The sequence below is a fragment of the Aphanizomenon sp. CS-733/32 genome (assembly GCF_028330045.1).
GTDB lineage: Bacteria > Cyanobacteriota > Cyanobacteriia > Cyanobacteriales > Nostocaceae > Dolichospermum > Dolichospermum gracile.
This window is the reverse complement of record NZ_JAQMSE010000233.1, coordinates 1-10,238: the sequence shown is the minus strand read 5'-3', so window position 1 is coordinate 10,238 and position 10,238 is coordinate 1. Positions and strand designations below refer to the sequence as shown.

9 protein-coding genes are annotated in these 10,238 nt (G+C 39.9%); 4 read left to right on the top strand and 5 right to left on the bottom strand.

Annotated features, from left to right (window positions below; translation table 11 throughout):
• Nucleotides 1–214 precede the first annotated feature (214 nt).
• The 5 genes from PN471_RS19850 to PN471_RS19830 form a co-directional block, all read right to left on the bottom strand.
• A complete protein-coding gene (locus PN471_RS19850) occupies nucleotides 215–805 on the bottom strand; it encodes a hypothetical protein (RefSeq protein WP_271778305.1) in 591 nt (196 codons plus the stop codon).
• Nucleotides 805–2,046 (bottom strand): glycoside hydrolase family 10 protein, encoded by a 1,242-nt coding sequence (locus PN471_RS19845; RefSeq protein WP_271778304.1) that lies wholly within the window; start codon nucleotides 2,044–2,046, stop codon nucleotides 805–807. The genes PN471_RS19850 and PN471_RS19845 overlap by 1 nt, the downstream gene beginning before the upstream one ends.
• A 354-nt stretch (nucleotides 2,047–2,400) precedes the next feature.
• Nucleotides 2,401–3,870: a glycolate oxidase subunit GlcD gene (gene glcD, locus PN471_RS19840; protein WP_271778303.1), complete on the bottom strand. Its 1,470-nt coding sequence runs from the start codon at nucleotides 3,868–3,870 to the stop codon at nucleotides 2,401–2,403.
• A gap of 159 nt (nucleotides 3,871–4,029) precedes the next feature.
• Nucleotides 4,030–4,437 carry a type II toxin-antitoxin system VapC family toxin gene (locus PN471_RS19835; RefSeq protein ID WP_271778302.1) on the bottom strand — a complete coding sequence of 136 codons (408 nt, stop codon included), beginning with the start codon at nucleotides 4,435–4,437 and terminating at the stop codon, nucleotides 4,030–4,032.
• Between the two features lie 24 nt (nucleotides 4,438–4,461).
• Nucleotides 4,462–4,719, bottom strand: a complete 258-nt coding sequence (locus PN471_RS19830) for a hypothetical protein (protein ID WP_168632206.1) — start codon at nucleotides 4,717–4,719, stop codon at nucleotides 4,462–4,464.
• Between the two features lie 303 nt (nucleotides 4,720–5,022).
• On the opposite strand from PN471_RS19830, the gene PN471_RS19825 reads away from it, so the two are divergent.
• From PN471_RS19825 to PN471_RS19810, 4 genes are all read left to right on the top strand, one after another.
• Nucleotides 5,023–6,534 carry an AAA family ATPase gene (locus PN471_RS19825; protein WP_271778301.1) on the top strand — a complete coding sequence of 504 codons (1,512 nt, stop codon included), beginning with the start codon at nucleotides 5,023–5,025 and terminating at the stop codon, nucleotides 6,532–6,534.
• Nucleotides 6,535–6,592: 58 nt separating this feature from the next.
• Complete coding sequence (locus tag PN471_RS19820) at nucleotides 6,593–7,072, top strand: SH3 domain-containing protein (protein WP_193891134.1); 480 nt, start codon at nucleotides 6,593–6,595, stop codon at nucleotides 7,070–7,072.
• 782 nt (nucleotides 7,073–7,854) lie between these two features.
• A complete protein-coding gene (locus PN471_RS19815; RefSeq protein ID WP_271778300.1) occupies nucleotides 7,855–8,580 on the top strand; it encodes a hypothetical protein in 726 nt (241 codons plus the stop codon).
• 47 nt (nucleotides 8,581–8,627) lie between these two features.
• The coding region (locus PN471_RS19810) for a DUF7507 domain-containing protein (protein WP_271778299.1) at nucleotides 8,628–10,238 on the top strand (1,611 nt) is incomplete at its 3' end.

Below are 10,238 nucleotides of genomic sequence, written 5' to 3'. Positions count from 1 at the left end.
TTCCAAATGTGGTTTTAGTGTGTCTCGTAATAAGTTAATCTGGTTCATAGGGGTTTCTTTGATTGTGTGGTAACTTTCTATGAAACCCTTTCTCTGTTTCCTTTGCAAGCTTTTTCTCTATTTTTTGTCCTGTACAGAGACTTAGGTTAGCCTCCGAACATCAACTTAGAAGTTACCCTGGAGATACCCGCATTGATGAATTTTTCAGCAAGCCCTATGATAAATCTTTAATAATTCTCACCGCAGAGGCTCCCGTTAATGTTGCCACCAATAACCAAGTAACAGCCAATCCCACCACTTCCCCTAAAAATAAATTAGTAATTCTATGCAAAAATAAGCCAACAGTTGAACCAATGGGTATAGATATCATCCAACTTATAATATTGACAAATACCCATTTCCATGCTAGAGGAAGTGATGGGGGAATAGCTAACAACCATTGGCATACACCAATTAATAAACCACCAATACCACCAATAATAATGCCTAGAAAAATTCGCGTGGCTAGAAACGCAGAAGTAGTCACAGTCCAACCCAAAACACCAACACCAATTGCAGCAATAATTACCCAAGTAAAAAGAGTAGATAGTACCCATTTTCCAGGAGAAATAGATTGTCTGAGCAGATAACTTTGGGGGATAGAAATTGTTAAACTCCCGATAGCAGCTTCTAAAACACTCATATCTGGTTCTTCACTAATTTCAATCATTAATAAACTCAATAAAAATCCCAGAAAAGTAGCAACAACCCATTTCAATGTAAAAATTAAAATTCTAGAATTAGATTTAACAGGTGATAATTGCATTATACTTTCTTAAATTTTAATGGTCTTACAGCTTGAGTATCAAACATCTGGAGAAAAGCTCGACGACGTTGATAAGGTGATTCGGGAGCAATATAACCCCATAAACTTTCCCAATAGAAAAAAGAGAAACCAGCAAGTTTTTGATTGCGGACTATTTTTATTTGTTCCTTCACTTGATCAATCTCTACAGGCTTTAATAAATTTCCGGTTGAGATACCAATAGCTACAGGAATTTTCTTCATAGCTGATTTTATTGATGGTTTGGACATTTCTGTGATGAAAGAGGTTTTTTCACTTCTGTATACCTGTAAAATCAACTCATCTATTAGATCTTGTTTTACCCAATTTTCCCAATCTTGTAAATAGTATTTATAAGCAAAATATTGTGAGTTTGGAGAAAGAGATATTTTAGCATAGGGTTTAATTGCTTTTACAGATTTAGAAATACTGTCCATAAATGCAGTAATTTTATTAGCCCTCCAGCGCATCCATTCTGAATCAAAAGGATTACTTGGTGGTTTTTTCCCTCGATGTTCTTTTTGATAAAGTTTTACCGTAAAAGCATCATAACCAAACTGTACAGGCATTCCAAAATGATCATCAATTTGAATACCATCTACATTATAATTTTTGACAACTTCTAAAATTAAGCCGCGAATAAAGTTCTGAACTTGAGGATGTAGAGGATTTAGCCAAGCTTGTTTATAAACCCCATTAATCATATCTTCTAGTAAGTTTTCAGATATGGACTCTACACCCTTTTGTCCAATAGTTAACCAGTCTGGATGCAGTTTAGCTAACGCAGAATCTGGAGGAGTCATTAACCCATATTCAAACCAAGGAATTATTGTCAAATCTTTACTTCTAGCCAATTTGACTACCTTGGCTAAAAAATCATTTTTATTATGAATAAAATTCAGCAAAGGTTGACTATCTGCACCTATGATTTTTTTGGCTAAAGGACTTTTATAAAAGGTGTAACCTCGATTCCAAACTACGGGATAAATAGTATTAAAATTGAGTGCTGCTAATTGATGTATTGCCCTTTCAATTCCCCATGGGATATAAAAGACACCACTGGCAACATTAGTCAGCCAAACACCACGAATTTCTGTAGTTACAGGTAAAGAATTTGAATTTTGAGTATAACCAGGATTTGCAAAAATGGGAAATATTGTTAAACTGATGACAAATCCCAAACATAAAAAACATCCAAAAACTTGCTGAAATACAGAATTCATTTGTTAACTAAATCGAGATTGCTAATATCCATATAACTACAAAATCTAATTTTATTGTGGGGATTAGATAAAGATATGAATGTTTTTTGATAAAGCAGTAGAAAAGACACAATATTTATGTGCCTTTAAGAATTCTAAGTGATATGTGAAGAATTCTAAAGATTTTTTGAAGATGGCAAAACTGCTTCTCCTCCCCCGTTGAGGATATTTTCAGCAAGCCCTAACTAAGGTACTTCTAAGCAATAAATGAAAAAAACGAACCACAGAGGCACAGAGGACACAGAGGGAGGAGAAATAGAGAGATTTCTTTCTCATTCCCTTTCCTGACTTCTGGGCGGTGAACCCTCACCCTACTTAGAATCTTTCTACACCGGAGAATTGTTGAATGGAGACTTTCGCTGCTTCTCCACAAGTACGCGGTGTGGGGAAAATCTTGCCGGGATTTGCTAAACCTTGGGGATTAAATACCTGTCTTACCCATTGCATACTCTCTAAATCAGCTTCACTAAACATATCTGGCATATAGCATTTCTTATCAGCACCAATACCATGTTCACCGGAAATACTCCCACCTACTCTTACGCATAGTCGGAGAATTTCTCCTCCCAATTCTTCGACTTTTTCTAATTCTCCATGAATGGAGTTATCAAATAAAATTAATGGGTGTAAATTCCCATCTCCAGCATGAAAAACATTAGCAATAGGATAACCATATTCATGGCTTAATCTCTCAATTTCTTGGAGGACATAAGGTAATTGAGTCCGAGGAATTACCCCATCTTGTACATAATAATCAGGGCTAATATGTCCCGCTGCGGCGAAAGCTGCTTTTCTGCCTTTCCATAATTTTAATCTAGTTTCTGGGTCACTAGCGCTGGTGACATTTCGCGCCCCATTTTGGCGACAAATTTCTGTAACTCGCTGTTTATTTGCAGAAACTTCTACTTCTAAACCATCAATTTCTACTAATAAAATCGCTGTGGCATCACGGGGATAACAATTAGTGGCAACAACATCTTCTACAGCATTAATACTAATATTATCCATCATTTCCATGCCACCGGGAATAATCCCCGCGCTGATAATATCAGAAACGGTGGCAGCGGCGGCATCTACGCTGGTAAAGTCTGCGAGTAATACACAAATTGATTCGGCACTTTTGAGAATTTTTAAAGTGATTTCTGTGGCAATTCCTAATGTTCCTTCTGAACCGACAAATACACCTGTTAAATCATAACCTGGTGTTTCGGGAATTTGTCCACCAACATCAACTATTTCCCCATCTGGAAGCACAAGTTTTAAGCCTAAAACATGATTTGTTGTCACACCATATTTTAAACAATGGACTCCTCCTGAATTTTCAGCAATATTGCCACCAATGGAACAAATAATTTGACTAGAAGGGTCAGGTGCAAAATAAAAACCAGCACCGCTAACTGCTTGTGTCACCCAACTATTAATTACTCCCGGTTGCACGACAGCACGTTGATTTTCTAAGTCAATGCTGAGGATTTGTCGCATTAAAGAAGTGACAATTAAAACGGAATTTTCTGTTGGTAAAGCACCACCAGATAAACCTGTTCCTGAACCTCTCGCAATAAAAGGAACGGCGAATTGATTGCAAATTTTGACAATTTCTGATACTTGTTCTGTGGTTCTGGGTAATACTGCGACTGGGGGACATTGTTTATAGCTGGTTAAACCGTCACATTCATAGGTGAGAAGTTCTTCTTTGCGTTGAACTACGCCTTTTTCACCAACTACAGCGACAAATTTTTTGATAATAGGTTTCCAGTTGATTTGTTTTTTATCTTGGGTAAGCATAGATTTTTTTATTAGTGGTAGATATTGACTGTATTTATTATTGTATATAAAAAATATAACTTATATTATATTTTTCAAAGGATGGGTACAGGATAATCTGATATGATTTAGAAATTAACCATTGACAAAAAATCTAATTTATGTGTTGTGAAATATTTTTTATGGCACACAAACAATACCTAATCCTGCCATCTGACGAATATGCTCATCAAAGGCAAAAACTTCAAAGACACTTAAACGATTTGCCATTACTAAAATAGAACAATCAGTATAACTCCATTCTTTATCATTATATTTACAAAAGGTCTCCCAGATAAGTTGATCATCTTGATCAGAAATATTGATATAACGATGTTCAGTTCTTAAAACTTGACCAATTTTAATAGAAGCATCACTAGAGATTTTACTTCTAATCCAAGTGACTGTTTCATCAAATACTGTTTCTAAGATAATCCAGCGATGATTTAGATTATGGTATGTATATTGTTTTGCTAGTTGATGATTGGTTTCAGATTTAACAAAAAAAGCAATTAAAGCTGAGGTATCAACAATTATTTCTTGATTCATGATTTTATATTAAAATAGTTGAGTTTAATATAAAATATCATCAATATGTTCTGCATAGTTAGTAGATAATTCTGCTTGTTGATCTTTAATTATAAATTCAGGGTCAGGATTAGGAATTTCTAAACTTCCACAGAGTTCCCAAGTTTTAGTTTTGATTAAATTTGATGGTTCTACCGCTAAATATGCTTCTAAGGCTTTAAGCAAAATATTTTGTAAAGAATCAGATTGATTTTGCAATTGATTCATTAATTGATCAGGAATCTCTAATGTAACTTTATTCATGGTGGATTTAGAAATAAAAATCTGTTTTATCAAAATTATACCGTAATTTATATTTTAGATCAACAGAGTTTAAATTTGACACGGAGATAGAGAATAAGTTAATTTTTAAAGTAAAAAATTATGTAAAATTACTTATCTTTGCCATACCTAACCTGAGTTCGACATAAGAGAATTTTTGGAAAACTTGCCTATTGTCTATTGCCTTGACATAACGACAATTTTCAACGTCAACCTACTTCATGTATTATAAGTTAGAGATTTTTTTAAAATCCTAAATTTAAAAATTTAAGCATAATTACTCTTATGAATTTTCGTGATGAGTTTAAATTGTTACTCCGCGCCCGTTATCCGTTGATTTATATTCCTACTTATGAGGAGGAACGGGTAGAGGCGGCGATTCGGGAAGAGGCGGCAAATCAAGGTAATCGTCCGGTGTATACTTGGGATTTTGTGGACGGTTATCAGGGTAGTCCCAATGATGTGGGGTTTGGGAAACGTAACCCCTTACAGGCTTTGGAGTTTGTGGAAAAGTTGACTGCTACTGCCCCAGCTGTGCTGATTTTACGGGATTATCATCGGTTTTTGGATGATGTGGCTATTTCTCGTAAACTCCGTAATTTAGCCCGACTCCTGAAATCCCAACCGAAAAATATTGTCTTATTATCCCCTCGCATTGCTATTCCTGACGATTTGACGGAAGTGCTGACGGTGGTTGAGTTTCCCCTACCTAACGCCCTGGAAATCAAAATGGAGGTGGAACGGTTGTTACAAGCCACTGGTAATCCTCCTGGGGGCAAGTTTTTGGATGATTTGGTGCGTTCTTGTCAGGGGTTGTCTATGGAAAGAATCCGCCGGGTATTAGCGCGAGGAATCGCCACTCATGGACAATTAGAACCGGAAGATGTAGATTTAGTTTTGGCAGAAAAGCGGCAAACTATCCGCCAAACCCAAATTCTCGATTTTTACCCCGCCACTGAGGAAATTACTGATATTGGTGGGTTGGATAATTTGAAGGATTGGTTAATTCGGCGTGGGGGTTCGTTTAGCGACAAAGCCCGACAATATGGTTTACCTTATCCGCGAGGGTTAATGTTGGTGGGAATCCAAGGAACTGGTAAATCTTTAACAGCCAAAGCGATCGCTCATCATTGGCACTTACCTCTGTTACGATTAGACGTAGGGCGGTTATTTGGCGGTTTGGTGGGTGAGTCAGAATCCCGCACCCGGCAAATGATTCAAGTCGCAGAAGCGCTCGCTCCCTGTATACTCTGGATTGATGAAATTGATAAGGCTTTTTCAGGTTTGGGTAGCAAAGGTGATGCGGGAACTACCAGCCGAGTATTTGGGACTTTTATCAATTGGTTAGCAGAAAAAACTTCCCCTGTCTTTGTCGTGGCTACTGCTAACGATATTCAGGCTTTACCACCAGAAATGTTGAGAAAAGGGCGATTTGATGAAATTTTCTTTGTCGGTTTACCCAGCCAAGAGGAAAGAAAAGCCATTTTCAATGTGCATTTATCCCGATTGCGTCCCCATAATTTGAACAGCTATGAAATCGAAAGATTAGCCTACGAAACCCCCGATTTTTCCGGTGCAGAAATTGAACAAACGTTAATTGAAGCCATGCACATTGGCTTTAGTCAAAACCGTGATTTCACCACTGATGATATTTTAGAGGCTGCCAGTCAAATTATCCCCTTAGCACGAACCGCTGTAGAACAGATCCAAAAACTCCAAGCATGGGCAGCCGCCGGTAGGGCGCGTCTAGCATCTAAATATAGTCCTTTAAGCGATCGCATTCAACGTCAATTGTAGGGGCAATCCCCCCGTGGTTGCCCGTCTAACCAATCACCCATTACCAATTCCCTACTATATGCTAACCAACTTACTTAAAGTTATACTCGGTTTTGTTTTAGCGATCGCAGTTTTATTAGGTACTGGCTTAACAGTTGCCCTCTATTTTGTTAACCGTACCGCCGTAACTCCTCCCAAACCAATGTATCCTAACGATAATCCTTCTTTCTCAGCCAAAAAGCCCAAAGCCATTGCCAAATCTCCACCTAAAAAACCAACTACTCCCAAACCCACATCTAGTCCTACGGCTACTCCCACACCCACAGAATCACCCAAACCACTACCTCCAGATGCCTACGAAGGAACTGTCACTTGGGCAGATGGGTTAAGTATGCGGTCTGAACCAGACGCAAATTCTTCCACCATTGGTGGAGTTGGTGGTAATAAAAAAGTAATTATTTTAGAAGAAAGCGCCGATAAAAAATGGCAAAAAATTCGCATTCCTGATACCGATAAAGAAGGTTGGGTAAAATCAGGTAACATTCAACGTTCTCAGTGAGCAAATTTTAGCTTATGGCGGTTCTTGGTTGAGTGAAATACAAGAACCCAACCTCCTCCAATATCAAACGATATCAAACCTAGCACCAGAGACATTAAACAGACCTTTTGTTGCATATTATTATCAAATATTGCCTCTATTTATAATCAAGTAGCTTGTATATTCTCTAGCAGGTTCTTTTTTCGGTAAGGGTTTTATCGGATGAAAATCGCCAATTTGGCTGGAAAATTTTGAGAATAGTTATTGCTAAGTAAAGATATCCATGTTATGTTTGTTCTGAAATCTCAGGGTAAAAGAGATTGTCAATTGATAATATATTTGTGTGGGTAATATACATACATAAAGTAACGGGCTTATCAACCAAAACATAATGCCGTTGAACCGATGGATTTTAACGAGTAAGGAGTTTCTCATAATTTTCCACTTGCTTATTTGTGGATAAAAATTGCTTGGCATCATAATGTTCGTATTTTTCACAAAGGTTATGAAAAGTGTCGTGATTAATTATGAGCAATAGCTTTACGCTGCAAAAAATCAACCTTACCTAATACATAAAAGCTGAATGAGTCAGGTATTTATTAGGAATAGTAGAGGACGTTAGAATTAACAATTAAAAATGTAAAAGGCAGATTAAATAACGGTATTTGATCTACTTGGAGAGACTCCAATAGCCTACTAAATCAGCTTTTTAGGAATTTTTAATGATCGGTTATTTTCGGCGGTGTCTACTAGTAATTTCGATTTATCTTAACTTCAATACCTTAGAAAGGAGTAATTGATTGATGCTAAAAAACTTTCATGAAACTGCACATATTCAGGATATATCCATTGTCTTAGCCATTAGAAACCACAGTTCGACCCTGTTAACTCCAGATTTCCTGAATGGTAGTGGCGTAATTCCCACAGACTGGGAATTGGCACGTCCTCCGGTCATATCCCCACGAGGGACTCACATTATCTTCAAAAATGGCATCAGGATGTCGGCGCAGTCGGAAATGGTGAGCTTTTCCCAAGGCATAAGCAACCACCTTGAAGAGATGCAGATTGCCGACATTGCTCGCCGCTATGCTGCCGTTTTGCCTAATCTGGATTACCGAGCGGTGGGCATCAATCCTCAGCGGTTTGTCACCTTTGAAGGTCAGCCAGATGCCGCTTATGAATATATTACGGAAACAATTCTTGCCCAAGGTAGCTGGCAGAATTTCGGCACTGCACCGATGCAGGCGGGAATTAACTTGATTTACACCTTAGAAAGCTGCCAACTGCGATTGGGTATTAATGAGGTGAAGCTAAAAATGCTAGATGAAGAAGTTCCCGCAGTGTTGTTTGCCGGCAATTTCCACCATGAGGTGAGTGGTGAATCAGGGGAGAAACGTTTGGAGAATCTAAATCAGGCGATCGCTTACTGGCAGCAAGATTTAGCTGCCTATGAGGAGTTGATTGACAGCCAGTTTTTAGCACAGACCACGGGAAATGCGATCAGTGTCTTCCCTGCCCTTGCCCTATAGGTGGGAAATCCACTTCAATTCAACTATTTTACTGAGAGCAAATAGTCATGACAAATAACCGGACAGTCAGCACGGATAAATCCAATTACAGCCCTGGTGATATCGTTGTGATTACGGCGAGGGGCTTCGCTGTAGGCTCAACGATTACATTTGCGATCGAAGATGACCCCAACGATCCAGGAGATGATGGACAGGCAGATGTTTATAAGCCCTTTTCTGTTACAGATGGGGGATCTGGTGACTCGGATGGCATACCCGATGGACAGGTGTTGGTAGCCTGGCGCGTGCCGACGGATAACAATGGCACTGGTAGCGGTATTCCCGATGCGTTGAATGCGACCTTGAATTTGACGGCGACGGATCCGGATGGTCAGGCAGCGACGACGATGTTTATGGATGCACTCGGTCTTACCCTGAACCAGTGGGAGACGATAACCGCAGCATGGAAGAATGGTCAGGCAAATCCGAATCAGGCTACGTACCTTGAAGGTGACGTGGTTCCGTACTCGGTCGAAGTGTCAGGTGTCTCTACTGGCACCACTTACGGCATTCGTATCAACATGAATACCTACCAGGCGAATACCGACGCTGGTGGCTTTGTATTCATCGACACGTACGACAAGAGCATTTCCCCCCTTCCAGACAACTTTGGGGGAGCTTCGCCTGTTGCTGACAGCACTTTTACCTTCTCTGACCCGCTCTATAGTCAGCCCGCCGGACTAACTTTCTATGTAACCAATGGAGATGTGCTATCGGTCACATACAGCAATAGTGCCAGTGGACTGGATCGTTTCGCTGACCTGACTTTCACAGCGAATGCGGGGGCGGGAGGTAACAATGATAAGACCGAGATCTATTGGGGGGAAAAGCTGGCACTGCCGAACGAGGTTCGTTCCAGTGCAAACCCAGACAATTTGAGTAAAGGGGCGGCAGGTTTTACTGGTGGCAGCTTGCAGACCAAGATTGAGGGAAGCCCAACCCCCCCAGGTAGCGTCACATGGATCACGCCCAGCAACGCGGTCCAGCTACAGCCTGGTGTCGTACTTCGTGGGCTGATTTCCGGTTACAAGTGGAACGATACCAACGGTAATTCTCAGTGGGATACTGGCGAACTTGGACTCGGCGGATGGACGATTAATCTATATAAGGATACCAATAACAACAACACTTATGATCAAAATGATACCCTCTATTCCACTGCGGTGACTTCCAACGGAAGTCAGGATGTTAATGGAGATGGTGTTAATGATCCTCTGGGTTACTATGAGTTTTCCAGTGCGGCACAGCCGAACGAGCCGCTCTTGCGGAATGACAAATTCTTCGTTTTAGAGGATTTGCAACCTGGGTGGACGCAAACCTACCCAACCACACCGAATGGCACACCTAATTCGATTGGTAGTAATTACTGGGGTCCGTTAACCATCACGACAACTACACCTCAATTCAAAGGTGTATCCGGTGCAGGTAGCGAAGATCCTACGAATGCGGTTGGTAACTTCGGCAACCAACAGTTCAACCCCTCAATTGAAGTGATCAAAACGGCGGGCGATGCCACCGATGGTGCAACCCTGACCACCTTAGCTGGCAATGTTACCTACAGTTACAAAGTAAGCAATACGGGGGATGTAGTTCTCAGCAATGTCACCGTCAAAGATGAC

What these genes read in the sequence shown, in the direction of transcription:
- glcD (WP_271778303.1), bottom strand. Translation starts at nt 3,870, where the DNA reads ATGCTTACCCAAGATAAAAAACAAATCAACTGGAAACCTATTATCAAA.
- PN471_RS19815 (WP_271778300.1), top strand. Translation starts at nt 7,855, where the DNA reads ATGCTAAAAAACTTTCATGAAACTGCACATATTCAGGATATATCCATT.
- PN471_RS19820 (WP_193891134.1), top strand. Translation starts at nt 6,593, where the DNA reads ATGCTAACCAACTTACTTAAAGTTATACTCGGTTTTGTTTTAGCGATC.
- PN471_RS19830 (WP_168632206.1), bottom strand. Translation starts at nt 4,719, where the DNA reads ATGAATAAAGTTACATTAGAGATTCCTGATCAATTAATGAATCAATTG.
- PN471_RS19850 (WP_271778305.1), bottom strand. Translation starts at nt 805, where the DNA reads ATGCAATTATCACCTGTTAAATCTAATTCTAGAATTTTAATTTTTACA.
- PN471_RS19845 (WP_271778304.1), bottom strand. Translation starts at nt 2,046, where the DNA reads ATGAATTCTGTATTTCAGCAAGTTTTTGGATGTTTTTTATGTTTGGGA.
- PN471_RS19825 (WP_271778301.1), top strand. Translation starts at nt 5,023, where the DNA reads ATGAATTTTCGTGATGAGTTTAAATTGTTACTCCGCGCCCGTTATCCG.
- PN471_RS19835 (WP_271778302.1), bottom strand. Translation starts at nt 4,437, where the DNA reads ATGAATCAAGAAATAATTGTTGATACCTCAGCTTTAATTGCTTTTTTT.